The sequence below is a fragment of the Janthinobacterium sp. genome (assembly GCF_009923995.1).
Lineage (GTDB): Bacteria > Pseudomonadota > Gammaproteobacteria > Burkholderiales > Burkholderiaceae_D > Janthinobacterium.
The window spans coordinates 46,826-70,198 of sequence record NZ_RFSK01000026.1 but is presented as its reverse complement, the minus strand read 5'-3'; the positions used below and the strand labels follow the sequence as shown (position 1 = coordinate 70,198).

Genomic DNA, 23,373 nt, shown 5'->3' with positions numbered 1-23,373 from the left:
CAAGGCGCGGGCCTCACTCCAGGAACGGCGCCATGACGCGCGCATAGTTGTCCTGGGCGCGCAGCAGGAATTCACAGATCTCGCGCACGGCGCCACGGCCGCCGCCGGCCTGCGTCACATGGTGCGCCAGGCCCTGCACTTCCGCGCGGCCGCCCGGCACGCTGACGGCAAAGCCCACGCGGCGCAGGATGGGCGCATCGATGACATCGTCGCCGATATAGCCGCATTGTTCTTCCGTCAAGCCCGTCAGCGCCAGCAGTTCACGGAACGGCGTCAGCTTGTCATGGCCACCTTGATGCACATGGGTAATACCCAGGTCTTGCGCCCGGCGCGCCGTGATGGGCGAGCGGCGCGCGCTGATGATGGCCGTCTGCACGCCCGATTCCTGCAGCAGCTTGATACCCAGGCCATCATACACATTAAACGTTTTCATCATTTCGCCGTCCGGGCCGAAATGCAGGCTGCCGTCGGTGAGCACGCCGTCGACGTCAAAGATCATCAGTCTGACCTTGGCCGCGCGGGCCAGGTTGTCCGCTACGCTGTCCATCAGATCACCTTCGCTTGCGTCAGATCATGGATATGCAGGGCGCCGACCAGCTTGCCGTCGGCATCGACCACCAGCATCTGGTTGATGCGGAACTGCTCCATCACGGCCACGGCATCGACGGCCAGGCGCTCGGGCGCGATGCTGCGCGGCTGCGCATGCATGACGTCGCGGATGGCCACTTTCGTGAAATCCTGCACGCGCTCGAACATGCGGCGCAGGTCGCCATCGGTAAACACGCCCACGGGACGGTTGTCCGCATCGACGATGGCCGTCATGCCCATGCCCTTCTTCGTCATTTCTTCCAGCGCCTGCAGCAAGGACGCATCCACCGGCACCTTCGGCACCTGCTCGCCGCTGCGCATGACGTCATGCACGTGGGTCAGCAGGCGGCGGCCCAGGGCGCCGCCCGGGTGCGAGCGGGCAAAATCTTCTTCCTTGAAGCCGCGCAAGTCGAGCAAGGCCACGGCGATGGCGTCGCCCAGGGCCAGGGTCACGGTGGTGCTGGCCGTCGGCGCCAGGTTCAGCGGACAGGCTTCTTTCTCAACAGAAATATCCAGGTGTACGTCGGCCAGCTGCGCCAGGCTCGAACCCGGCTTGCCCGTCATGGCGATCAGCACGCCGCCCATGCGCTTGACGACGGGCATGATGGCCATCAGTTCCGACGATTCGCCGGAGTACGAAATGGCAATAAAGGCATCGTCCGACGTCACCATGCCCAGGTCGCCATGGGCCGCTTCGGCCGGATGCACGAACAGGGCCGGCGTACCGGTGGACGCGAGGGTGGCGGCAATCTTGCGCGCGATATGGCCGGACTTGCCGATGCCGGAGACGACGACACGTCCCTTGCATTGCAGCAACAGCGCCACGGCGCGGCCGACACTGTCGTCCGTGGCCAGGCGCGCGTGCAGCGCATTGATGGCGTCGGACTCGATCTGCAAGGTGGTGCGGGCCAGCGCGACGGCGCGCTCGGTGGTCACTTGCATGTCAATTCGATCAAAAGCTTTCAGCATTGTTTTTTCATGGGTTACACTCATGCCCAAAGTATAAACGAATTAGGAAAGCAAAAAACTTGCCAGTCACAACAAACAACGATTTCCACTGACCGCACCGGGCAACCCATGTTTTCCTCGCTTGAACTGACCCTGATGTTACTCGGCAGCGCCGTGCTGGGCGTGGTCGCTTTCAGAATGTTGCACTTGCCGCCCATGCTGGGCTACCTGGCCGTCGGTATCGTCATCGGCCCCCACGCGCTGGGCCTGGCGGCGGAAAACGAGGCGAGCCACACCCTGGCCGAGTTCGGCGTCGTCTTCCTGATGTTTTCCATCGGACTTGAATTCTCTCTTCCCAAGTTTCTCGCCATGCGGCGCATCGTCTTCGGGCTCGGCATGGCGCAGGTGGTCACCACCATCGTCGCCACCGTCGTCTTCGGCTGGTTCGTCGGGCGCTACCTGTCCGCCTACATCCACCTGAGCTGGCAGGCCGCCTTCGCCCTAGGCGGCGCGCTGGCCATGTCGTCGACGGCCATCGTCTCGAAGATGCTGACGGAACGGCTGGAACTCGAAAGCGAGCACGGCCGCAAGATCATCGGCATCCTGCTGTTCCAGGACCTGGCCGTGGTGCCGCTGCTGATCCTCATCCCCGCCCTCACCCGCGATTCGGACAACCTGGCCGAAACCCTGGCCTGGGCCGGCGGCAAGGCCCTGGTCGTCCTCATTTTGCTGCTCTTCCTCGGCCAGAAGATGGTGCGGGGCTGGCTGACCATCGTCGCCAAGCGCCGCTCGCAGGAATTGTTCATGCTCAACCTGCTCCTGATCACCCTGGGGGCGGCGTGGATCACGGAGCGCGCCGGGCTGTCGCTGGCCCTGGGGGCGTTTGTTGCCGGCATGCTCATTTCCGAGACGGAATTCAAGCACCAGGTGGAAGAGGATATCAAGCCCTTCCGCGACGTACTGCTGGGCCTGTTCTTCATCACCGTGGGCATGCTGCTCAATATCCGCGTGGTGCTCGACAACTGGTGGCTCGTCCTGCTGCTGCTGTGCGGCCCCGTGCTGCTGAAATTCGCCCTGATCGCGGGCCTGGCCCGGCTGTTCGGTTCCAGCAACGGCGTGGCCCTGCGCACGGGGCTGGGACTGGCGCAGGCGGGCGAGTTCGGCTTCGTGCTGCTGAACCTGGCCGGCGGCATCAAGCTGATGGACCCGTTCGTCGTGCAGGTGGTGCTGGCCTCGATGGTGCTGTCGATGCTGGTGGCGCCCTTCCTTATCGCCAAGTCCGACGCCATCGTCATGAAACTGGCCGCCAACGACTGGATGATGCAGTCGCTGGCGCTCACGAAGATCGCCACGCGCACGATGGCATCGCAAAAACACGTGCTGATCGCCGGCTTCGGCCGCAGCGGGCAAAGCCTGGCCACACTGCTGGCGGAGGAAAAGATCGAATACCACGCGCTGGACCTGGACCCGGAACGGGTGCAGGAAGCGCAGCTGGCCGGCGCGCACGTGTCGTATGGCGATGCGGGCCGGCGCGAAAGCCTGGTGGCGGCCGGCATCTACCGGGCCAGCGCCGTCGTGATCACGTATGCGAACACGCCGTCGGCGCTGCGCCTGTTGCATTTGCTCAATGATATGGCGCCCACCTTGCCCGTCATCGTGCGCAGTCACGACGACAGCGATCTCGACCAGTTGAAGAAGGCGGGCGCGGCCGAAGTGGTGCCGGAGTTGATGGAAGGCAGCCTGATGCTGGCCTCGCATGCGCTGATCATGATGGGCGTGCCCCTGCGCCGCGTGGTGCACCGCGTGCAGGCGGCGCGCGAGGAGCGCTACGCCTCGCTGCGCGGCTATTTCCATGGCAGCAGCGACGCGGGCGACGATGCCGAGCTGGAGCGCCTGCATACGGTGACCGTGGGCGATGACGCGCACTGCGTGGGCTTGCCCCTGAGTACGATCGATGTGGCCGGCTGCGGCGCCTTTGTGACGGCCATCCGCCGCGGCCGCGGCCGCCTGGAGGTCACGCCCGAGACGCAGCTGGCCAGCGGCGACGTGGTGGTGCTGCGCGGCACGGCCGACGCCGTGGCCAAGGCGGAAACCTTGCTATTGAAGTAACTACCCTATCTGCGCCTGCCAGCTGACGACCTGGTTGCGCCCGGCCGCCTTGGCCTGGTACAGGGCCTGGTCGGCATGCGCCACCAGCTGCTGCGCCACCGTCTCGATGGGCAGCAGCGCCGCGTCCCCGTCCAGGCTGGCCACGCCGATCGACACGCTGACCCACGTCTGCGCGCTGCCCGGCAAATCGAACATGGTGCCGGCGATGCTGGCGCGGATGCGCTCGGCCACGAAGGTAGCACTGTCGAGGTCGGCATCGATCAGCAGCACGACGAATTCCTCGCCGCCGAAGCGGCCCAGCGCATCCGAGCGGCGCAATTCCTGGCGGATGCGCGCAGCCACTTCGCGCAGCACTTCGTCGCCGCCCTGGTGGCCATGCGTGTCATTGACCGATTTGAAATGGTCGATATCGATATACATGCATGAAATACAATAGTTCTGGCGCCGCGCGCGGGCGATTTCTTCCAGCAGACGCCGGTCGATATAGCGGCGGTTATACACGCCCGTCAGGGAATCGGTGAGGCCGATGTATTTCAGCATTTCATTGCTGATCACGTTTTCCAGGCAGATGGCGATGATGGACGCCATGTGCTTGATGAAATCCGTGCCCAGCACGGGCGTAAAGCGCGTCACGTCGCTGCTGGCCAGGTTCAGGCTGCCGATCAGGCGCTTGTTGCGCAGCAAGGGCACCAGGGCCACGCTGCGCAGGGGCGCGTCGATTTGCGGAAAACGGGGGCCATGCACGGCCGCGTCGAACTGGCCCAGCAAGGGCAAGGGCGGCAAGGCCGCTTCGCCCTCGGCCACGGGCAGCGGCGGCGCAAAGCCCAGCTGCGCCACTTCGTGCACGAACAGCAGTTGCGGAAAGGCGCTGAAATCGACGCCCAGCTTTTCCATCACGAGCACGATATCGTCGTCCTCGTCGAGCAGGCTCAGGGTGACGCCATCGAGGTCGGAAATGACGGGCAAGGTGCGGAAGATGGTGCCGATCAGCTCGGGAAACGTGGACGCGCCGACGATTTCCAGGTCGAACGCCTGGTGGCGGCACATGATGTCGTGGTTGCGCTCGACTTGTTCCAGCAAATAGGCCATGCGCGCGCGCAAAGCCTGGTTCTCGGCTTCAAGGCTGGCAAGGCGCTGGGCCGGCGCGGCGGCATCGCTCCCCGGCTGGCCCGGCTCTGGCGGTATTGCTTGATTCATAGAAACCTTAAACCCTTCTGTGCGGGCGCCGCGCTTAAAATGCCAGTTCGAAACCGATTTCCTGCCCCACCACGATACGCTCGTCGTCGCCTTCGGTGACGATGGCATTCATGCCGAAGCAGATGGCGCCGTCCAGCTCGGGCTTGGCGCGGTAGCCTTGCATGACGTCGAGCGGGTCCGGACCCGGCACGCCCGTGGCCTGGTCCACGGACGGGATGGGGCAGCGCGAGCACGGCTTGACGGGTTTTAAGACGGTGGCGCCGAACTGCAGGAAATCGGCGTAGTCTTCCTCGAAGGCGCCGATGCCGCCGATGACCAGGTTGGGCCGGAAGCGGTTCATCGGCAGCGGCGCGCGGCCGGCGGCGCGCAGCTTCTCATTGACGTCCTCGAGCGAGGCATTGCCGGCGATCAGCACCGGGTAGCCATCGGCAAACATGGTCGAGGCGGCAACGCCATCCGTCCATTTGGTGCTGGTGGCGCGCACCACGTCCGGGTGAAAGCGCGCCAGGCGGCACGGCACGCCGATGGCCTGGGAAAACCAGGTGGCCGTGACCTCGTCGCAATCGTAGGCGCGCACGGTATCGTCCCACACCTGCACCTCCAGCATGGGCGCCAGCTGCGGATGCGGCAAGCCCAGCTCGATTTCCAGGCGCAGCATGCCCGGCGCGCGCAATTCCAGGGTGGTGGCCTTGATGGACGGCACGATCAGCGCCATGCGCGGGTGTTCGCGCTGGGTCAGGAAGCGGCCCTGCGGGTCCACCACCATCCATTCGCGGTCAAACACGTGCTCGCTCATCAGGCCGGAACGCGTCAGGACCGCCTCGCGCAAGTGGATGCCGGCGCAGGATTTGATGGGGTACAGAATGATGTCGGACAGGATGGCCATGGACCAAGGCAGTATCGCAGCTTCTGCCAGGAAGTTATTCAGAAGCGAAGTATGGCAGCAAAGCGGGCAAGCGTAAATCCGCCAGGCTCAGCCCGTGTGGCTGGCCCGGCGTGACGGGGATCAATAGGTATAGAAAATGCGCTGGATTTCTTGCGTGCTGTTGGTTTTGGTCAAGGCCAGCATCAGCAGGATGCGGGCTTTTTGCGGGTTCAGGGTGTCGGAGACGACACTGTCGAGTTCATCGTCATTGGCTTCGCCATTGCGCGCCACGATGCCCTGGCCGACGCGGCTCGAACGCACGATGAGCACGCCCTTCTGGCGCGCTTCCACCAGGGCCGGCTTCATTTGCGCGGCCACGCTGCCATCGCCCACGCCGGCGTGGATGATGCCCTTGGCACCGGCGGCGATGAAGGCGTCCATGCCGACGCGGTTCATGTTGGCGTAGCCATACACGATGTCCACTTGCGGCAGGGCATCGAGCTTGCTGATGTCAAATTCCGACTCCAGGGTGTGCTTGCGCGTCGACTGGCGGTAGAAAAACGCCTTGCTGCCCTGGATGTAGCCCAGCATGCCCAGTTCCGGCGACTTGAAGGTATCCGTGGTGGACGTATTCGTCTTGGTGACTTCGCGCGCGGCGTTGATCTGGTCGTTCAAGGCCACCAGCACGCCCTTGCCCACGGCTTCCTTGCTGCCCGCCAGCATCACAGCGTTGTACAGGTTGATGGGACCGTCGGCCGAAATGGCCGTCGACGGGCGCATGGCGCCCACGACGACGACGGGCTTGTGGCTTTTCACGGTCAGGTTCAGGAAATACGCCGTCTCTTCGATGGTGTCCGTGCCGTGCGTGACGACCACACCGTCCACGTCAGGCGAAGCCAGCAGCACGTTGATGCGCTTGGCCAGGGTCAGCCAGTGTTCATTGCCCATGCTTTCGCTGGCGATCTGGAAGACTTGCTCGCCTTTCACATTTGCCACTTTCTTGAGCTCCGGCACGGCCGCGATCAGGCGCTCCACGCCCACGGTGGCCGAGGTGTAGCCCACGGTGGTGGTGCTGTCGGCGCCGCTGCCGGCGATGGTGCCGCCCGTGGCCAGGATCACCACATTCGGCAATTTGACGGCCGCCTGCTGCGCGCGCGCGGGCGCGGCAGCGATAAAGCCCATCAGCAAGGTGGCCAGCATCAACTGTGCACAAGAATGGAATTTGCGTGAAAACATGGTGCTCCTATTCGGTGATGTGTCAAAGATAACAAAGTCGTGTGCAAATTATATGTCATCCATGCCCGGGAATTCCCCATTTCACCGCGGCGGCGCAAACGTGCGCCCCTGCCCGTGCGCTACAGTGGCGTCATGTCCACACTGCCGCCCCCGACCATGCCGCGCCGCGCCATCCTTGCCCTGGTAGTGGTGGCGCTATGCGCCTGCTCCACGCAGGTGGAATTGCGCATGGCGGCACAGCAGGAACAGTTCGGGCGCGAGGCGGCCAGCCAGGGCGACTGGGCGCAAGCCCTGCGCAGCTACGCGGCCGCGGCCAAGAATGTCGAATTGGGCCATGGCGACGCGGCGTGGCAAGCCAGGCTGCACGACCTGGCCGGGCGCGCCGCCAGCGCCGCCTGCCGCGACGAGGCGGCAGAATGGCATTTTCGCAACGCCATCGCCCTGGCGAGGCGGGACGGACAAGCGCCAGCCCCCGGCGACAAGGAGGTGATGGACCGCTATCAACGCCAGGCCAAGGCGTGTGGCACCGGAGACTAGCCGCCACAAAAAGGTTGCATCAGAGAAAAAGTTATAGATAATGGCAAGCCTGGCCCGTGCGGCGCCCGCCGCGCGCCAGCACACCGATTCTATGCCTGCCAGCAAACTCCTACCCATAGTCCTGCTCGCCGCGCTGTTGCCAGCCTGCCGCAGCATGCCGCCCTATGCGGGGCCGCACGGTCCCGGCACGCCCGCCGTCATCGAAAGCTTTGTAACGCCGCTGAGTTTTTGCGGCTTGCTCACGCCGGGGATTTGTCATGCCGACATCTTGCTGATCGACAAAAGCAAGCTGACGCAAGAATTGCCTGAAATCGCCCTCGACGCCGGCCCGCACCGGCTGGTGGTGCGTTGCCTGAGCAATATGACCCTGGCCACGGGCGGCAACGAGACGTCGATCCACACCTTCCGCATGGATTTCCGTCCCGGTGCCCGCTACCGCTTCGACGCCAGGGTCGTCGACAACCGCTGCCAGCTGGCCATCGCCGACAAGGCCAGCGGACTACGCAGCGAAGCGGTGGAAACGCATTAAAAATCCATCGTTCCCGACAGCATGAAGGTGCGCGGCGCGCCCAGGCCCAGGCTGGTCCATTGCGGCAGCGCCCAGTAAGCCTTGTTGCCCACGTTCGTCACGCTGGCGCGCACCGTCAGCGGCCGGCCCGCCGCCGTCGTGGCATAGCGGGCGCCCAGGTCAAACACGGTACGGCCCGGCACGGACAGCGAGTTGTCGGCATTGATGTATTGCTTCGATGCCGACGTCGCATTCGCCGTCAGGGTCACGCCGGGCACGGCCGGGGTATCCCATTCGACGCCCAGCTTGGCTTGCAGCTTGGGCACGCCCGTCGCCTGCTTGCCCTGGTTGGTGCCGCCCATGGTCTTGCTCAGGACGGGATCGACATAGGCCACGCCGCCCATCAGGCGCACGTCGCGCAGGGGCGAACCGAAGAAGCCCCAGTCGACGCCGCGGTTGCGCTGTTCGCCGCCAAAGGAAAAGACATTGCTGACCGGATCGACATAGCTGCTGGGGCGCTTGATTTCATACACGCTGACCGTATGCGCGAATTCGCCCAGGTCCACCTTGAAACCCAGTTCCGCCTGCTTCGACTTGTATGGCGCAAACACCTCGCCCGCATTGGCCGCCGTCAGCGGCGCCGTGGCGCCCTGGCTCAAGCCTTCGATGTAGTTGCCGTACAGCGAGACAGTCTTGCTGGCCTTGACCAGCAGGGCAACGGCTGGCGTGGTGGCGCTTTCATCGTAGCGCGAGGTGCGCGCACCCGTCCTGATGTTGAAGTTGTCGCTGAGCACTTCCTGGCGGCGCACGCCCACCGTCAGCTGCACGGTGTCTTGCGCGAAGGACAGCGTGTCGACGAGGCCATAGCTGGCCAGGCGCAGTTCCGCCTTGGAAATTTGCGGCGCTTCGAAGCGGGTCGCCGGTCCCCAGACGGGGTTGTAGATATTCGTGATCCAGTCCTGCGCCAGGGTATTGCGGCGCCCGTACTGCTTGTCCGTGTGGTGATAATAGGTGGCGTTGACGGCCCATTGGTGGCTGATATTGCCCGTGCGCAGCTTGCCCCGCAAGCCCGCTTCCGCCGACTGCTTTTCCACGTCGAAACCCAGGTCGGCAACATTGGTGCGGTAGTCGCCGGCCGTGTTGAATACCTGGATCACATACGCGCCCGTCGACTGGTAATCGGCCTGACTGCTGCCCACGGCGGCGTAGGCCATGACTTGCTCGTTCACATCCAGCTCGCCGCGCAGCATGACGCCCTTGTCCTTGGTGTCGTAGAAGGCCCAGCTGGGATTGAGCAGGGTTTCCGGCTTCGGCGGACGGGGCACGGGCAAGCCGGCGGCCAGGTTGACGCCCCGGTTCAAGCCGTCCGCGCGGTCTTCGCTGTGGTACAGGTCGGCGGACAGGCGCGCGCCGTCGCCGCGCCAGTCCAGGCCCACGGAGACGAGCCGGGTCTTCTTTTTCTGGTGATCGATGGCGCCGTCGCCATCGCGGTAGACGCCGTTGACGCGGATGCCGAATTGTTGCTTGTCACCAAAGCGCTGCCCCAGGTCCACATGCCCGCCCCATTGCGCATCGGACATGTACGACGCCGTCACGCGGGCCAGCGGCGTGTCGCCCGCGCGCTTGGGCACGAGGTTGATGCTGCCGCCCACCGAGCCGCCCGGTGGCATGCCGTTGAGCAAGGCCGACGGTCCTTTCAGCACTTCGATGCGCTCGAACATTTCCGGCGAGGTGCGGTAGTACGGCGAGATGCCGTACAGCCCGCCAAACGCGACGTCGCCGATATTCGAGCTGAAGCCGCGGATGGAATAATTCTCGCCGATGATGCCCGTCATGCCGCTGCTGAAGACGGTGGGATCGGTGGCGGCAATCACGTCGGTGATGTCGCGCGCCTGACGGTCCTCGATGAATTTATCCGTGTAGCTGATGGTATTGAAGGGCGTTTCCATGAAATCCTTGTCGCCCAAAAAACCCACGCGGCTGCCGGACGCCACCTGGCCGCCCACATAGGCATCCGTCACCGCGTTGCCCTTGCCCCACACCGTCACGGCGGGCATGGTGGCGGCCGCATCCGCTGCCGCGCCGTGCACCGCTTCGCGGCGCAAGGTGTAGCTGCCATTGCCTTCGCGCACGGCTTGCAGGCCGTGGCCGCGCAGCAATTCATAAAAGCCTTCGGCCACGCTGTAGCTGCCGGACAGGCCGGCACTGCTCTTGCCTTGCAGCAGGCTGGCCTCGGCCGTCAGTTCGACGCCCGCCTCGGCGGCGAAGGTATTGAGTGCCATGCCCAAGGAACCGGCCGGCACGCTGAACGCCTGCCGGGCCTGCGCTGCCTGCGCGTAGGCCGGCGGGGCAGCCACGCCCAGCGCTCCCACGGTCAAGCCCGTGATGAGCGCCAGTTGCACGGCGGTGGCGATGCGGCTCAGGGTCAGGCCGGGAAGCTGGCGCGATGCCATGCGTTTGGCCACGATTTTTTGCATAAGGAAGTCCTCTCAGATGGGATGATTGCTTGTTCTCACCCTATCTCCCGAACGAAAAGGCAAAACCCTCAATACAAATACGAATCATTACGAAAAATAAGAGGCGTTACTGGTAGCCCTTGAGCACGTCGTCGATCACCCTCTTGAGCGACGTCACGCTGGCGCCCATGATGTACCAGGCGTCCGCATCGACGAAGACGACACGGCCGTTCTTCCAGGCATTGGTCTGGCGCAACAGGGGATTGCCCATCTGTTCGGCCGTCATGACGGGACGGTGCTCCATCACGGCCGTGCGGTCCACCACATAGATGATGTCGGGATTGGCTTGCTGGATGAATTCGCTGGAAATGGGCTGTCCATGCAAGCCCGCCTCGACAGCCGTGCTGGCCGGCTTGACGCCCAGCGCATCGAAGACGAAGCCGTAGCGCGACTGCACGCCGAACGCGCTGAAGGCGCCGTTGTTGTGCAGCACGATGAGCGCCTTCTCGGGACGCGCCTGCGTCACAGTGCGCGCATGCGCCACCTTCGCGTCAAGCTCGGCGGCCTTCCGGCTGGCGATATCTTCCTTGCCGAAGATGCGTCCCAGGGTCAGCAGGTGCTGTTTGATCACGTCGATGTGCTTGCTCTGGCTGTTCTTGAAGTCCACGTCGAAATGCACGGTGGGGGCGATCTGGCTCAGCTCCTGGTAATGGTTGGCCTGGATCGAGGTCATCAGCACCAAATCGGGCTTGAGCGCATGGATGTGTTCCAGGTTCGGCTGCACGATGGCGCCCAGGTCGCGGATGCCCGCATCGTCCTTGTAGCGCGTGAGGAAATGCGGCACGTAATCCTTTACCATGCCGGCCACCGGCACGCCCAGCTGGTCGAGGAAATCGACCTCGTTCATGTCGAGCACGGCGACCCTCTGCGGGCGCTGCGTGACCACCGTCGTGCCCAGCTTGTGCACGATGGTGATGGGAGAAAATGCCTGCTGTGACGCGGCGGCGGCAGGCGCCGGCGCCAGTGTCGCCGCCTGATCACTGCAGCCTGCCAAGGCGGCCGTGGCGGCGACCAGCACGGCCAGCGCGCAGAAAGGTTTGTTCCAGATCATGTCAAGCTCCTGTGGGGGTAAAGTAATTGCAAACGCAGCCGCGCGCATTGCGCACGATGTCGAAATCGATGTCGTACAGTGCCCGCAAGCGCTCCTCCGTGACGACCTCGTGCGCGGGGCCACTGAAGCGCACGGCGCCGTCCTGCATGGCGACGACGTGGTCCGAATAATTGGCGGCGAAATTGATGTCGTGGATCACGAGGACCACGGTGCGGCCCTGCTCGTCGCACAGGCGGCGCAGCGCGCGCATGATCTGCACGGCGTGTTTCATGTCGAGGTTGTTCAACGGCTCGTCGAGCAGCAGGATCTCCGTCTGCTGGGCAATCGTCATGGCCAGGAAAGCCATCTGGCGCTGGCCGCCGCTCAGTTCATCGACGTAAGCGAGGCGCAACGGCTCCAGCGACAAAAAGGCGATGGCGTCGTCGATGGCTTGCCGGTCTTGCGCCGTCAGGGTACCCCGGCTGTAGGGGAAGCGGCCGAAGGCAACGAGCTCTTCCACCGTCAGGCGCAAGTGAAAATCGGGCGCCTGGCGCAGGGTGGCCACCTGCCGCGCGTAATCCCTGACCTTGATGTGCGCGATGCTGCGCCCGCCCACCGTGATGTCGCCGTCGCCCGGTTCCAGCAGGCGCGCGATGAGCATCAGCAAGGTGGTCTTGCCGGCGCCGTTCGGCCCGATCAGGGACGTCACTTTGCCCTTGGGAAACTGCGCGCTGACGTTGGCCAGCACGCGCCTGCTGCCGTAGCTTTTTTCGATCTGTTTGACGTGGATCATGCGGTACCCCGGGTACGGACCATGAGCGCAAGGAAATACGCGCCACACACGAGGTTGACGAGGATGCCGACGGTGGTCCGGTAATTGAAAACGTGTTCGACCAGCAACTGGGCGACGAGGAAGATGGCGATGGCAATGGCACAGCCCAGCGGCAAGGTGGCGCGGTGGCGTCCCGTGCGGGCCAGCGCATACGTGGTGTTCGCAACAAAAATGCCCATGAAGGCCGTGGGCCCCAGCAAGCTCGTCGATACAGCCACGAGCACGGCGATCAGCGCCAGCTGCAGCCGCACCATGCGCCGGTAGTCGATACCGAGCGACGTGGCTTGCTCGCGCCCCAGCGCCAGCACGTCGAGCGCCGGCAAGGTTGTCACGATGGCCACGCAGGCGGCGCCCGCCAGCACGGCCGAGTACAGCAATTGCACGGGCTGCGCCTTGTTGAACGAGGCCTGGCTGAACCCTTGCAAAATGGCAAATTCACCGGGGCTGATGCGCAGCTGGATGAACTGGGTAAACGTGCCGATCACCATCGTCAGCACGAAGCCCAGCAGCAGCAAAAAATACACATTGTTCCGGCCATCCTTGAACAGCCAGTAATGGATGGCCCAGGAATAGGCCAGCATCAGGGCGATGGACAGCGCGAAGTTGCCGTTCTGTCCCAGCAGCACCAGGCTGTGCATGCCCATCACGAGGATCAGCAGCGACTGCAGCAGCAAATACACGGCTTCGTAGCCCATGACGGCGGGCGTCAGGATGCGGTTGCCCGCGATGGTCTGGAACACGATGGACGAGACGGCCACGCAGACGCCGCCGATGACGATGGCGGCCAGGCGCGCCAGGCGCTTGGGGATGACGTACTCCACATCAAAGTTTGCGCCCACGCAAAGGAACACCAGCGCCAGAACAAGCACGGCCAGCCACAGCGTCCGCGGGTTGACGATCCGCCTCATTGCCGCCCCCGGATGATCAGGAAGAGGAACAGCAGGCCGCCCACGCCGCCCGCCGTCAGGCCGATCGGCACTTCGAAGGGGTAGATCAGCAAGCGCCCGGCGATGTCGCAAGCGAGCAGCAGCGAAGCGCCGCACAGGGCGACGATGGGCAGGGTGCGGCCCAGGTTGTCGCCGTAGCGCAAGGCCACCAGGTTCGGGATGGCCAGGCCGACGAAGGGAATCGCGCCCACCGTGATCACCGTGGCCGCCACCGTGACGGCCACCAGCATCAGGCCCAGCGCCACCGTGCCCCCATAGTTCAGGCCCAGGCTGGTCGCCATGCCCTCGCCCATGCCCAGCACCGTGAAACGCTGCGCGTACAGATACGTGAGGGCGACGATGGGCAGCACCAGATAGATGATTTCATAGTTGCCCTGCACGACCTTCGAGAAGTCGCCCAGCAGCCAGCCCTGCATGCTTTGCAGGATGTTGTTGCGGTAGGCATAGAACTCGGCCACGGCGCTCAGCACGCCGCCATACACGAGGCCGATGACGGGCACGAGTATCGTGTTCTTGAAGCGGATGCGGCGGATCAGCGCCACGTAGACCAGGCTGGCGGCGAAGCAGAAAGCCAGCGCGAAGGCCATCTTGCCCGCCGTGCCCGCCGCCGGCGCCACCGTCAGCGCGACGAGGATGCCCAGCTTGGCTGCGTCCAGGCCGCCCGAAGTGGCCGGCTCGACGAACTTGTTGCGCACGATGTGCTGCAGGATGACGCCGCAGACGGACAGGCCCACGCCCGTCAGCACCAGCGCCGCCAGGCGCGGCAGCCGGCTGGCCGTCAGGGTCAGCCAGATGTCATCGGACAGCCCGTCGGACAGCGAAAACAGCTGCGTCCAGGCAATGTCCCGCGCGCCCACCAGCAGCGAAGCACCACACAGCAGGAAGAACAGGCAAAACAGAGGTGCGCGTGTCAACTCGTCATCCCGTTCATTGCTGCGGCGCCACGGAGGCGATGCGCCAGCCCTTGGCCGCCTGGCGCTGGGCCAGGAAGTGGGCATACAGACCATCGCGTGCGCGCAGCTGTGCCGGCGCGCCCTGCTCGCGGACCCGGCCCCCATCGAGCACGACGATCTGGTCGGCCATGGCCACCGTCGACAGCTGGTGGGCGATGACGATCACCGTGCGCTTGCCGCGCAGCCGCGCCAGCGCGTCGGCGATGGCGGCCTGGTTTTCCGCGTCGAGCGCGGCCGTCGCTTCGTCGACCAGCAGAATCGGCGCATCCTTGATCAGCGCGCGGGCAATGGCGATGCGCTGGCGTTCGCCGCCGGACAGGCGCGCCCCGCCCTCGCCTACCGGGGTATCGAGTCCCTGCGGCAGGCGGGCGATGATCTCGGCCACGCCCGCCAGGCGCGCCGCTTCCAGCACCTCGGCATCGGCGGCGCCCGGCTTGCCGAGGCGGATGTTGTCGCCGATACTGCCCTGGAACAGATAGCTGTCCTGGAAGATCTGGCTGATCTGGCCGGCCAGCTGCTCGCTCGACATGTGGCGCACGTCGACGCCGCCCACCAGCACCGAGCCTGCGCTGGCGTCGAAGAAGCGCGCGACCAGGCGCACCAGGGTCGTCTTGCCGGAGCCGGACGCGCCGATCAGCGCCGTCATGCTGCCCGGCGCGCAGTGCAGGTTGATGCCCGTCAATACGTCGGCTTGATCCTGTGCATAGCGGAAGTGCACATCGCGCAACTCGACGGCACCGCCGTGCGGCGCCCGCGGCGCGGCCGCCTCGGGCAGGGGCTGCACGGCGAAGATATCGCGCGCCGCGTCGAGCGGCCCCCGCGCGCCGCGCAGCACTTCGCCATAGCTGGCCACTTCCTGCAGCGGATCGACGAAGCGCACCACCAGCAGCAATGCGACGATGACGGCGAGGGTATCGCCCGCGGCGGATGCGGCACCCAGCAAGCTCTGCAGCCACAGCGCGGCGGCGGCCAGCAGGCCGGCGAAGATGGCTTGCACGACCCAGGCATTGAGCACGGACGCCAAGGCCGACAGATAGATCAGCCGCGTGCCGGCATGGCGCTGCGCGTCGATGGCTCGCTGCAGGAAACGCGTGCCGCCGCCATCACCGTCACCATTGAATGCGCGCAAGACGGATTGCGCTTGCGCAAACTCCACCAGGCGCTGGCTGGTCTGGGCAAAATGGTGGTGATAGGCATCGTCGGCGCGCTGGCCCAGGTGCGCCGTGAGGCGCAGGGCGCCGGCCAGCAGGGGCAGCGCCAGCAGCGCAACGAGGCCCAGCGGCCAGTGCAGGACGAACAGCGCGGCCAGCAATACCACGGGCGTGACGGCGCCGCAGATGACGGGCGTGAGCACGTGGGCGGGCAGCTGGGCCACGTTCATCATGCCCTGCGTGATGACGTGACCGAGCTTGGCCGTGTTCTCCGGCGTGAACCAGCCGACGGGCAGGCGCGCCACATGGTCGCCCAGGCGCTGGCGCGCCCCTTGCAAGACCGTCACGCCCACGCGCACGCCCGCCCTTTCCACCTGGCGACGCCAGCCCCAGCAGGCAAGCAGCCCGGCCAGCAGCACCAGCAGCCACAGGGCCGCGCCCCCCACGTCGGCGGACAGCAGCCGCCCCAGGGCCAGCACCAGCGCCGTGATCGTCAACCCGCTGAGTACGCCATACGCGATGGCCATGGCGCAGTAGCGGCGGAACACGGGCGCATCATCGCCCAGCAATTGAATGAACGTCTTCAGCATGGGAACTCCGCTTCTTCGGGGGACGCCAGGCAGCCGCCCAGCGCCCACAGTTGCGCATAGCGGCCCTTGCCTGCGAGCAAGCTCGCGTGGCTGCCCTGCTCGACGATGGCGCCGTTGTCGACGACGACAATATTGTCAGCGTGCATGATGGTGTCGAGCCGGTGCGCAATGATGAGCAAGGTGCGGCCCCGAGCAAAGCGCGACAGCGCATCCTGGATCGCCACTTCATTTTCCGCATCGGCCGCCGCCGTCGCTTCGTCGAGCACCAGCACGGCCGGGTCGAGCAGCACGGCGCGGGCGATGCTCACCCGCTGCAGCTCGCCGCCGGACAGTTGCGCATCCTCGCCGATCACGGAATCGTAGCCGCGCGGCAAGGCCAGGATGCGTTCATGGATGTTCGCCAGGCGCGCCGCCTCTGCCACCTCGTGCAGGCTGGCCGAGGGCCGGCCCAGCGCGATGTTCTCGCGCACGCTGGCGTGGATCAGCCGTACTTCCTGCAGCACGAAGCCGATGCGCCGGTACAGCTCGGACGTGGCGACGTGGCGCAAGTCCACGCCGCCCAGGGTGATGCGCCCTTGCGTGGGGTCGAAAAAGCGCAGCAGCAGCCGCGCCAGGGTCGATTTGCCGGAACCGGAGGCGCCGACGATGGCCGTCACCGTGCCGGGCGCCAGGGTCAGGTTGATGTCCGACAAGACCTTGTGCTGCCCGTCGTAGGCGTAAGCGACGCCTTCCATGCGGATCTCGGTGCCGTTCGGCAATTGCTGCTGCTCCGGCGCCGGCTGCGCCAGCACGGGCGTATCGAGCAAGGCTTGCACGCGCTGGGCGGCACCGGCGGCGTTGTTGAGGTCATGCGTGAGGTAATGCAGCAGCAACATGGGCGCGGACATGCCGGGCGCCACCAGCGCGAACGGCAGGATCTCCAGGGGCGCCATGGTTCCCACGGCCACGAAGGCGGTGCCGGCAATTACCACCACGCCCAGCACGGCCACGGGGGCGATCAGCGCATTGGCGTTCGCCATCGAGCCGACGAGGGGACGCGTGAAGGCGGCGAAGGCATCGGCAAACGCGTCGACGGCCGCGCGGTAGCTGCCGTGCGCGCGGCCCGTGGCGCCGAACGCCTTGACGACGGGGATGCCGTTGACGAACTCCACCACGGCATTGTTGATGCGCCCCATGCCGGCGACGAATTGCTCCATGTTCGTCCCGCTGGCCTTCATGGCGCGGCCGAAGAACAGGAAGAAGCCGGGAAATGGCAAGAGCGAGACGATGGCCAGGCGCCAGTCCATGGCGAACAGATAGATGACGGAAATGGCGATGGCGCCGACGGCGCGCCCCGTCGTCGTGTAGAAGTGGGCCGTGAGGCTGTGCAGGGTGTTGATATCGTCCTGCATCGCCTGCTTGACCTCGCCCGAGGCGCGGCTCGTGAACCAGCCCAGCGGCACCTGCCCCAGGCGCTGCATGGCTTGCAGGCGCAACTGGTGGGTGATGCGGTTGTCGGCCAGGTGCGCGGCCAGCTCGCCCAGCGAGATCAGCGCCATGCCGAGGAACAGGCAAGCCACGCTGGCGAGGATGATCGGCCAGGGAGCGTCTTGCGCTGGCGCAGGGTCCATGGCGATTTGCGCGATCCGCGCGATGCCGGCCAGCGGCACCAGCGTCAGCATGGAACCGGTGCCGGCCAGCACGGCGGCAACGATCAGGCGCCCGCGGATGGGATGCAGTATCCGGCTGATGGGGCCGGCCTGTCTGGATTCGGCCGGGGCCGCGTCATGGGTACTCATGAAAAAAGGACATGCATGGTGTCAGAAGAAAAGAGTGGCTCTCACCCTATATCCCGAACGAGATGCCAAAACCCTCAACCGGGCCGGCAAAATTGTCAGGCCGCGGCCTGGGGGAGGGCTTGTACCGTGACCCAGTAGCGCGTGCGCGCGACGATCTGCACCGGCAAGGCCAGCGCCAGGTTGTGCAGCGCGCGGTCCGTGTCGCGCAAGGAAAACACGCCATTGACCGTCAGGCCGGCCACGGCGGCATCGCAGCGCAGCAGGCCGGGCCGGTAGCGGGCCAGTTCCGCGAGCAGTTCATCGAGGCGCAGGTTGTCGGCCACCAGCACGCCCTTCGTCCAGGCCGCCGCGCTGGCCGGCACGGGGTCGGCGGACTGCACGATGTCGGCCGAGAAGACGGCGCCCCCGCCTGCCGCGATGCGCACGGGCCGCCCGGGCGCATGCGCGAGGCGCACTTCCACCGCCCCCTCGAAGACGGCCACGCGCGAGGTGTGTTCGTCTTGCCGCAAGGTAAACCGCGTGCCCAGCGCCCGCACCGTGCCGTGGCGGCTTTGCACGCGGAAAGGCCGCTGCGCGGGATCGTGCGCCGTGGTGACGAGGATTTCGCCGGCCCGCAAGACCAGCAGGCGCTCGCCGGCGTCGTAGCGCACGTCGATGGCCGAAGCCGAGGCCAGCATGACGCGCGTGCCGTCAGGCAGCATGATGTCGCGCAGTTCCCCTGTCGCCGTGCTGTGCCCGGCCGTCGCCACTTGCCAGGCATCCGTGCCGCGCGCCGCATACAGCATGCCGCCCACGGGCAGCAGCACGGCCAGCAGCTTCAGGGCGCGGCGGCGGTTCAGGTAGGCGGCGGGCGCCGGCTCGCGCAGCGCGTGGCGGGCCACGTCGCGCGGTACGCTGTGCAGCTTGCCTTCGAATGCCTGCAGGCGCTGCCACGCGAGGTCATGCTGCGGGTGCTCGGCGCGCCAGCGGGCACAATCGGCCTGGTCCGCGTCGCTGGCGTCGTCGGACCACAGGCGGGCCATCCACCGGGCGGCCTGCCGGACGATGGCCTGGTCGATGGGGGCGTCATCGTTGTTCCGGCTGTCGGAGCGCAGCGTGGACATGCGTAAGGTCAGTTGACCGGGCCGTGCAAGGCCTGGTAGCAGGCCAGCAGGCCGGCGGCGATGTATTTTTCGACGGATGAGACGGATACCTGCAATTCGGCGGCGATGTCGCGGTAGCTCATGCCGTCGAGCTTGCACAACAGCAAGGCGGTGCGCGCCTTGGCTGGCAGCCGGTGCAGCACGGCGTCGATTTCCGCCAGCGCTTCGAGCACCAGGGCGCGCTCCTCTTCGGACGGCACCAGCGCTTCGGGCACGAGGGCCAGCACTTCCAGGTAGGCCGCTTCGATCTGGCGGCGCCGGTACAGGTCGATGACCATGCCGTTGGCGATCTGCGTCAGGTGGCGCCGCGATTCCCCCGCAGGCGGCACCTTGCCCGTCTTCATGAGGTGCAGATACACATCGTGCGCCAGGTCGGCCGCATCGAAGGCATTGCCCAGCTTGCGGCGCAGCAAGCCCCGCAGCCAGCCATGGTGGTCGGTGTACAGACTGCTGACTTGCTGCTGAAGCGCTAACTCGGCGGTGCTCACGATGCCCTTCCTGTGGTCGATGGCCAGCGGGATGGCGGGCACATAGGTATAAATGAGAATTATTCTCATTGTATAGGAAAAAGCAAGGCGCGCGCAACCGGCCTGGCCCGCAGCTGCGGCATGGGAAAGCGTCGGCCTCCGCCGAACAGGCAACAAAAAACCCTGCAAATCAATGACTTGCAGGGTTTTTTTGCTGCCCGCGCGGGGCGGGTGCGGGAATTAAACGTTGAACAGGAAGTTCAGCACGTCGCCATCCTTGACGACGTATTCCTTGCCTTCGGCGCGCATCTTGCCCGCTTCCTTGGCGCCCGCTTCGCCCTTGTAGGCGATGAAATCGTCATAGGCGATGGTTTGCGCGCGGATGAAGCCACGTTCGAAGTCGGTGTGGATCACGCCGGCCGCCTGCGGCGCCGTGGCGCCCACGGGGATGGTCCAGGCGCGCACTTCCTTCACGCCCGCCGTGAAGTAGGTTTGCAGGCCCAGCAGCTTGTAGCCGGCGCGGATCAAACGATCCAGGCCTGGCTCTTCCATGCCCATGTCGGCCAGGAAAGCGCCCTTGTCGGCGTCGTCCAGGTCGGCGATTTCCGCTTCCAGCGCGGCGCAGATGGCGACGATGGGGGCGTTCTGCGATTTCGCGTAGGCCGTCAGCTGGTCCAGCAGCGGGTTGTCCGTGAAGCCCGTGTCCGACACGTTAGCCACGAACATGGCCGGCTTGGCCGTGATCAGGCACAAAGGCTTGATCAGTTCCATTTCGTCGGCATCCAGGCCCATGGCGCGCACGGGTTTCGCATCGTTCAGGTACGGCATCATGCGTTCCATGATGGCCAGCAGCTTGGCCGCATCCTTGTCGCCCGAGCGGGCTTTCTTGTTTTCGCGGTGGATGGCTTTTTCCACGGTGCCCATGTCGGCCAGCGCCAGTTCGGTCTGGATGACTTCGATATCGTCGAGCGGGTTGATCTTGCCGGCCACGTGGATGACGTTGTCATCTTCGAAGCAGCGCACGACGTTGACGATGGCGTCCGTTTCGCGGATGTGCGACAGGAACTGGTTGCCCAGGCCCTCGCCCTTCGATGCACCGGCCACCAGGCCGGCGATGTCGACGAATTCCACGATGGCGTTGACCATGCGTTCCGGCTTGACGATGGCGGCCAGCGCATCCATGCGCGGATCCGGCACTTCGACGACGCCGACGTTCGGCTCGATGGTGCAGAACGGATAGTTTTCAGCCGGGATGCCGGCTTTCGTCAGTGCATTGAACAGGGTGGACTTGCCGACGTTCGGCAAGCCGACGATACCGCATTGGAGACTCATGAAAAACCTTTAATAATCAAAGCACATGGCGCCGCCAATCGGCGTGCTTGCGGTGCTGTTAGGGAAAATGGGGCGATTGTTCACCATTTTCCGGGGATAGTGCGTGTGCTGCATTTCAAGGGGTCAATTGTACCCCTGACAGGCGCGCATCAAAAGCCTTTGCTTGCCAGGCAGCGGCAAAGCGTGCGCATCGTGCCGCCATCAGGCCGTATGCAGCTTCATCGTCGCCGCCTCGAACTTGCCGTCGACGATCTGCGGCATGACCTGCAAGGATTTCTCGATCGCTTGCTCGATCAGCTCCTGGTCTTCGCGGCGCGGGCGGTGCAGCACGAAATCGGCCACCTGCTGCTGCAGGCTCAGGGTGCGCGGGTGGCCGATGCCCAGGCGCAGGCGCCAGTAATCCTGCGTGCCCAGCGCGGCCGTGATGTCCTTCAAGCCATTGTGGCCGCCGGCCGAGCCGCCCTTCTTCAGGCGGGCGATGCCAGGCATCAAGTCGAGTTCATCGTGCACGACGAGCACTTCATCGGCGGCGATCTTGAAAAAGCGCGCCAGCGCGCCCACGGACTGGCCCGAGCGGTTCATGAACGTCAGCGGTTCGAGCAGCCAGACTTCCTTGCCGGCTATCGACGTTTTCGCCAGCATGGCGTTGTAGCGGGAATCGCGCTGCAGGCGCGTGCCGGGCAGGCTGTTGGCGAGGTTGTCCACCAGCCAGAAGCCGGCATTGTGGCGGGTTTGTTCGTATTCGGGTCCCGGGTTGCCGAGGCCGACGATCAGGCGTATGGGCATGGCTGTGTCTGCTAGGTAAAAGAAAGCATTATCGGTGAAAACAGGCAGAAAAAAACCCGCGCGGCGAACCTGGCGGGTTTTTCCTTGCAACTACCGCATTGCTGCGGCGGCAAAATTACTTCTTGTCAGCAACAACTTCAGCAGCAGCGGCTTCAGCAGCAACGTGGCCAGCCGGTACCGAAGCGGTAGCGATGGTCAGGTTGGCGCCGTGGGTGACAGCGGTCACGCCAGCTGGCAGGACCAGGTCGCCAACGTGCAGCGAGTGACCGACGTCGATGTTCGACAGGTCAACGTTGATGAATTCTGGCAGTTGGCCTGGCAGGCACGAAACTTCGATTTCGTTCGCTACGTGGCTGATGGTCGCGCCGTGCAGTTTGACTGCTGGGGAAACGTCAGCGTTTACGAAGTGCAGTGCCACTTTCACGTGGATAGCTTGCTTAGCATCAACGCGTTGGAAGTCAGCGTGCAGAACCAGTTGTTTGTATGCGTGGACTTGGAAGTCGCGCAGCAGAACTTGCTGGGAAACGCCGTCGATTTCCAGATCCAGGATCGACGAGTGGAACACTTCTTTTTTCAGCGCGTGGTACAGGGCGTTGTGATCCAGCGAGATCAGCACTGGGGCTTCAGCGCCGCCGTAGACGATACCAGGGGTTTGGCCGGAAATGCGCAGGCGGCGGCTCGCTCCGGAACCTTGCAATTCGCGTTTAAATGCGATAACTTTCATGTGAAACTCCAAGAAGAACAAGGCTTGCGCCTTGTGTTATGAGGACTCCCGCGACCAGGAATCCTCGAAAATGGGCGCATGCGCGCCCCGAAAACTAAAATACTACGGCGCAACAGGCAAAAAGCCGGTCGCGCCGCAGGTGACGTCTGTTGCTGCTCTTGTCGAATTAATCGATAAAGAGGGAAATAACCGAATCGCCCTTGATGATGCGCTTGAACGTCTCGGCCAGCAGCGGCGCGCACGTCAATTGACGGATCTTGCCGCAGGCCAGGGCCGCTTCGGACAGGGGAATCGTGTCGGTCACGACCAGCTCATCGAGTGGCGAGGCCGAAATACGGTCGATCGCCGGGCCGGACAGCACCGCGTGCGTGCAATATGCCACGACTTTTTTCGCGCCGCGCTCCTTGAGCACTTCGGCAGCCTTGGTCAGGGTGCCTGCCGTGTCGACCATGTCATCCATGATCACGCAGTTGCGGCCTTCGACTTCACCGATGATGTTCATCACTTCGGACACGTTCGCCTTTGGACGGCGCTTGTCGATGATGGCCAGGTCGCAGCCCAGGCGTTTTGCCAGGGCGCGCGCACGTACCACACCGCCGACGTCCGGCGACACCACCAGCAGGTCCTGGTAGTTTTTCTTTTGCAGGTCGCCCAGCAAAATTGGCGAAGCGTAGATATTGTCGACTGGAATATCGAAGAAACCCTGGATTTGGTCAGCGTGCAAGTCCATGATCAGGACGCGCTCGACACCGGCTTCTTCCAGCATGTTCGCCACCACCTTGGCCGAAATCGCCACACGCGCGGAGCGGGGACGACGGTCTTGGCGGGCGTAGCCGAAGTAAGGAATCGCGGCGGTGATGCGGCCAGCGGAAGCACGTTTCAAGGCATCAACCATCAGCATGATTTCCATCAAGCTATCGTTGGTTGGAGCACAGGTGGATTGCAAAACAAAAACATCCTTGCCGCGCACGTTTTCGTTGATCTCGACCATTACTTCGCCGTCGGAGAATTTCGAAACGTTTGCTTTACCGAGAGGGATGCCGAGGTTTTTTGCGACCCCCTCTGCTAACGCTGGATTCGCGTTGCCGGTAAAAACCATCAGGTTTTCGTAAGCCATGGGAGTCCCAAGAGGTGATA

General features: G+C 64.7%; 21 protein-coding genes. 3 read left to right on the top strand and 18 right to left on the bottom strand.

Translation table 11 applies throughout. The features are described 5' to 3' along the window. Window positions 1-13: 13 nt before the first annotated feature. Together EBS11_RS14680 and EBS11_RS14675 are read right to left on the bottom strand one after the other, a co-directional pair. On the bottom strand, window positions 14-547 hold the full coding sequence (locus tag EBS11_RS14680) for an HAD hydrolase family protein (RefSeq protein WP_290603781.1): 534 nt from the start codon (window positions 545-547) through the stop codon (window positions 14-16). After that, window positions 547-1,557 carry a KpsF/GutQ family sugar-phosphate isomerase gene (locus tag EBS11_RS14675; RefSeq protein ID WP_290603779.1) on the bottom strand — a complete coding sequence of 337 codons (1,011 nt, stop codon included), beginning with the start codon at window positions 1,555-1,557 and terminating at the stop codon, window positions 547-549. Before EBS11_RS14675 ends, EBS11_RS14680 begins: the two co-directional genes overlap by 1 nt. 108 nt (window positions 1,558-1,665) lie before the next feature. Here EBS11_RS14675 and EBS11_RS14670 point away from each other — a divergent pair, with 108 nt between their 5' ends. Further along, complete coding sequence (locus EBS11_RS14670) at window positions 1,666-3,645, top strand: monovalent cation:proton antiporter family protein (protein WP_290603778.1); 1,980 nt, start codon at window positions 1,666-1,668, stop codon at window positions 3,643-3,645. On the opposite strand, the gene EBS11_RS14665 is transcribed toward EBS11_RS14670, so the two are convergent. From EBS11_RS14665 to EBS11_RS14655, 3 genes are all read right to left on the bottom strand, one after another. Continuing rightward, entirely contained in the window at window positions 3,646-4,842 is a 1,197-nt protein-coding gene (locus EBS11_RS14665) for a DUF484 family protein (RefSeq protein ID WP_290603776.1), read from the bottom strand. It lies immediately after the preceding gene. A 34-nt stretch (window positions 4,843-4,876) separates the two neighbouring features. Continuing rightward, window positions 4,877-5,728: an MOSC N-terminal beta barrel domain-containing protein gene (locus EBS11_RS14660; protein ID WP_290603774.1), complete on the bottom strand. Its 852-nt coding sequence runs from the start codon at window positions 5,726-5,728 to the stop codon at window positions 4,877-4,879. 120 nt (window positions 5,729-5,848) lie between these two features. Then, complete coding sequence (locus EBS11_RS14655) at window positions 5,849-6,889, bottom strand: type II asparaginase (protein ID WP_290603800.1); 1,041 nt, start codon at window positions 6,887-6,889, stop codon at window positions 5,849-5,851. A 186-nt stretch (window positions 6,890-7,075) separates the two neighbouring features. Here EBS11_RS14655 and EBS11_RS14650 point away from each other — a divergent pair, with 186 nt between their 5' ends. Together EBS11_RS14650 and EBS11_RS14645 are read left to right on the top strand one after the other, a co-directional pair. After that, on the top strand, window positions 7,076-7,480 hold the full coding sequence (locus tag EBS11_RS14650) for a hypothetical protein (protein ID WP_290603773.1): 405 nt from the start codon (window positions 7,076-7,078) through the stop codon (window positions 7,478-7,480). A 154-nt stretch (window positions 7,481-7,634) separates the two neighbouring features. Next, on the top strand, window positions 7,635-8,009 hold the full coding sequence (locus EBS11_RS14645) for a hypothetical protein (protein ID WP_290603772.1): 375 nt from the start codon (window positions 7,635-7,637) through the stop codon (window positions 8,007-8,009). Here EBS11_RS14645 and EBS11_RS14640 read toward each other — a convergent pair. From EBS11_RS14640 to EBS11_RS14580, 13 genes are all read right to left on the bottom strand, one after another. Beyond that, window positions 8,006-10,441: a TonB-dependent receptor gene (locus tag EBS11_RS14640; RefSeq protein WP_290603798.1), complete on the bottom strand. Its 2,436-nt coding sequence runs from the start codon at window positions 10,439-10,441 to the stop codon at window positions 8,006-8,008. The genes EBS11_RS14645 and EBS11_RS14640 overlap by 4 nt on opposite strands. Window positions 10,442-10,571: 130 nt before the next feature. Beyond that, window positions 10,572-11,555, bottom strand: a complete 984-nt coding sequence (locus tag EBS11_RS14635; protein WP_290603771.1) for a siderophore ABC transporter substrate-binding protein — start codon at window positions 11,553-11,555, stop codon at window positions 10,572-10,574. Window position 11,556: 1 nt separating this feature from the next. Further along, window positions 11,557-12,327, bottom strand: a complete 771-nt coding sequence (locus EBS11_RS14630; RefSeq protein ID WP_290603769.1) for an ATP-binding cassette domain-containing protein — start codon at window positions 12,325-12,327, stop codon at window positions 11,557-11,559. Further along, window positions 12,324-13,274, bottom strand: coding sequence for an iron chelate uptake ABC transporter family permease subunit (locus EBS11_RS14625; protein WP_290603767.1), 951 nt, complete (start codon window positions 13,272-13,274; stop codon window positions 12,324-12,326). Before EBS11_RS14625 ends, EBS11_RS14630 begins: the two co-directional genes overlap by 4 nt. Then, on the bottom strand, window positions 13,271-14,227 hold the full coding sequence (locus tag EBS11_RS14620; protein WP_290603765.1) for an iron chelate uptake ABC transporter family permease subunit: 957 nt from the start codon (window positions 14,225-14,227) through the stop codon (window positions 13,271-13,273). Before EBS11_RS14620 ends, EBS11_RS14625 begins: the two co-directional genes overlap by 4 nt. A 13-nt stretch (window positions 14,228-14,240) precedes the next feature. After that, window positions 14,241-16,007: an ABC transporter ATP-binding protein gene (locus tag EBS11_RS14615; protein ID WP_290603763.1), complete on the bottom strand. Its 1,767-nt coding sequence runs from the start codon at window positions 16,005-16,007 to the stop codon at window positions 14,241-14,243. Then, window positions 16,001-17,785 carry an ABC transporter ATP-binding protein gene (locus EBS11_RS14610; RefSeq protein WP_290603761.1) on the bottom strand — a complete coding sequence of 595 codons (1,785 nt, stop codon included), beginning with the start codon at window positions 17,783-17,785 and terminating at the stop codon, window positions 16,001-16,003. Before EBS11_RS14610 ends, EBS11_RS14615 begins: the two co-directional genes overlap by 7 nt. A gap of 95 nt (window positions 17,786-17,880) precedes the next feature. Beyond that, entirely contained in the window at window positions 17,881-18,888 is a 1,008-nt protein-coding gene (locus EBS11_RS14605; RefSeq protein ID WP_290603760.1) for a FecR domain-containing protein, read from the bottom strand. An 8-nt stretch (window positions 18,889-18,896) separates the two neighbouring features. Further along, window positions 18,897-19,415: a sigma-70 family RNA polymerase sigma factor gene (locus tag EBS11_RS14600; protein ID WP_290603797.1), complete on the bottom strand. Its 519-nt coding sequence runs from the start codon at window positions 19,413-19,415 to the stop codon at window positions 18,897-18,899. Window positions 19,416-19,634: 219 nt separating this feature from the next. Next, window positions 19,635-20,726, bottom strand: a complete 1,092-nt coding sequence (gene ychF, locus EBS11_RS14595) for a redox-regulated ATPase YchF (protein WP_152256820.1) — start codon at window positions 20,724-20,726, stop codon at window positions 19,635-19,637. 201 nt (window positions 20,727-20,927) lie between these two features. After that, on the bottom strand, window positions 20,928-21,512 hold the full coding sequence (gene pth / locus EBS11_RS14590; RefSeq protein WP_290603759.1) for an aminoacyl-tRNA hydrolase: 585 nt from the start codon (window positions 21,510-21,512) through the stop codon (window positions 20,928-20,930). 115 nt (window positions 21,513-21,627) lie between these two features. Continuing rightward, window positions 21,628-22,236: a 50S ribosomal protein L25/general stress protein Ctc gene (locus EBS11_RS14585; RefSeq protein ID WP_128141099.1), complete on the bottom strand. Its 609-nt coding sequence runs from the start codon at window positions 22,234-22,236 to the stop codon at window positions 21,628-21,630. A 166-nt stretch (window positions 22,237-22,402) separates the two neighbouring features. Beyond that, window positions 22,403-23,353 carry a ribose-phosphate pyrophosphokinase gene (locus tag EBS11_RS14580; protein WP_034753270.1) on the bottom strand — a complete coding sequence of 317 codons (951 nt, stop codon included), beginning with the start codon at window positions 23,351-23,353 and terminating at the stop codon, window positions 22,403-22,405. Window positions 23,354-23,373: the final 20 nt, after the last annotated feature.

What these genes read in the sequence shown, in the direction of transcription:
- EBS11_RS14680 (WP_290603781.1), bottom strand. Translation starts at nt 547, where the DNA reads ATGGACAGCGTAGCGGACAACCTGGCCCGCGCGGCCAAGGTCAGACTG.
- EBS11_RS14675 (WP_290603779.1), bottom strand. Translation starts at nt 1,557, where the DNA reads ATGCTGAAAGCTTTTGATCGAATTGACATGCAAGTGACCACCGAGCGC.
- EBS11_RS14670 (WP_290603778.1), top strand. Translation starts at nt 1,666, where the DNA reads ATGTTTTCCTCGCTTGAACTGACCCTGATGTTACTCGGCAGCGCCGTG.
- EBS11_RS14665 (WP_290603776.1), bottom strand. Translation starts at nt 4,842, where the DNA reads ATGAATCAAGCAATACCGCCAGAGCCGGGCCAGCCGGGGAGCGATGCC.
- EBS11_RS14660 (WP_290603774.1), bottom strand. Translation starts at nt 5,728, where the DNA reads ATGGCCATCCTGTCCGACATCATTCTGTACCCCATCAAATCCTGCGCC.
- EBS11_RS14655 (WP_290603800.1), bottom strand. Translation starts at nt 6,889, where the DNA reads ATGGGCTTTATCGCTGCCGCGCCCGCGCGCGCGCAGCAGGCGGCCGTC.
- EBS11_RS14650 (WP_290603773.1), top strand. Translation starts at nt 7,076, where the DNA reads ATGTCCACACTGCCGCCCCCGACCATGCCGCGCCGCGCCATCCTTGCC.
- EBS11_RS14645 (WP_290603772.1), top strand. Translation starts at nt 7,635, where the DNA reads ATGCCGCCCTATGCGGGGCCGCACGGTCCCGGCACGCCCGCCGTCATC.
- EBS11_RS14640 (WP_290603798.1), bottom strand. Translation starts at nt 10,441, where the DNA reads ATGGCATCGCGCCAGCTTCCCGGCCTGACCCTGAGCCGCATCGCCACC.
- EBS11_RS14635 (WP_290603771.1), bottom strand. Translation starts at nt 11,555, where the DNA reads ATGATCTGGAACAAACCTTTCTGCGCGCTGGCCGTGCTGGTCGCCGCC.
- EBS11_RS14630 (WP_290603769.1), bottom strand. Translation starts at nt 12,327, where the DNA reads ATGATCCACGTCAAACAGATCGAAAAAAGCTACGGCAGCAGGCGCGTG.
- EBS11_RS14625 (WP_290603767.1), bottom strand. Translation starts at nt 13,274, where the DNA reads ATGAGGCGGATCGTCAACCCGCGGACGCTGTGGCTGGCCGTGCTTGTT.
- EBS11_RS14615 (WP_290603763.1), bottom strand. Translation starts at nt 16,007, where the DNA reads ATGCTGAAGACGTTCATTCAATTGCTGGGCGATGATGCGCCCGTGTTC.
- EBS11_RS14610 (WP_290603761.1), bottom strand. Translation starts at nt 17,785, where the DNA reads ATGAGTACCCATGACGCGGCCCCGGCCGAATCCAGACAGGCCGGCCCC.
- EBS11_RS14605 (WP_290603760.1), bottom strand. Translation starts at nt 18,888, where the DNA reads ATGTCCACGCTGCGCTCCGACAGCCGGAACAACGATGACGCCCCCATC.
- ychF (WP_152256820.1), bottom strand. Translation starts at nt 20,726, where the DNA reads ATGAGTCTCCAATGCGGTATCGTCGGCTTGCCGAACGTCGGCAAGTCC.
- pth (WP_290603759.1), bottom strand. Translation starts at nt 21,512, where the DNA reads ATGCCCATACGCCTGATCGTCGGCCTCGGCAACCCGGGACCCGAATAC.
- EBS11_RS14585 (WP_128141099.1), bottom strand. Translation starts at nt 22,236, where the DNA reads ATGAAAGTTATCGCATTTAAACGCGAATTGCAAGGTTCCGGAGCGAGC.
- EBS11_RS14580 (WP_034753270.1), bottom strand. Translation starts at nt 23,353, where the DNA reads ATGGCTTACGAAAACCTGATGGTTTTTACCGGCAACGCGAATCCAGCG.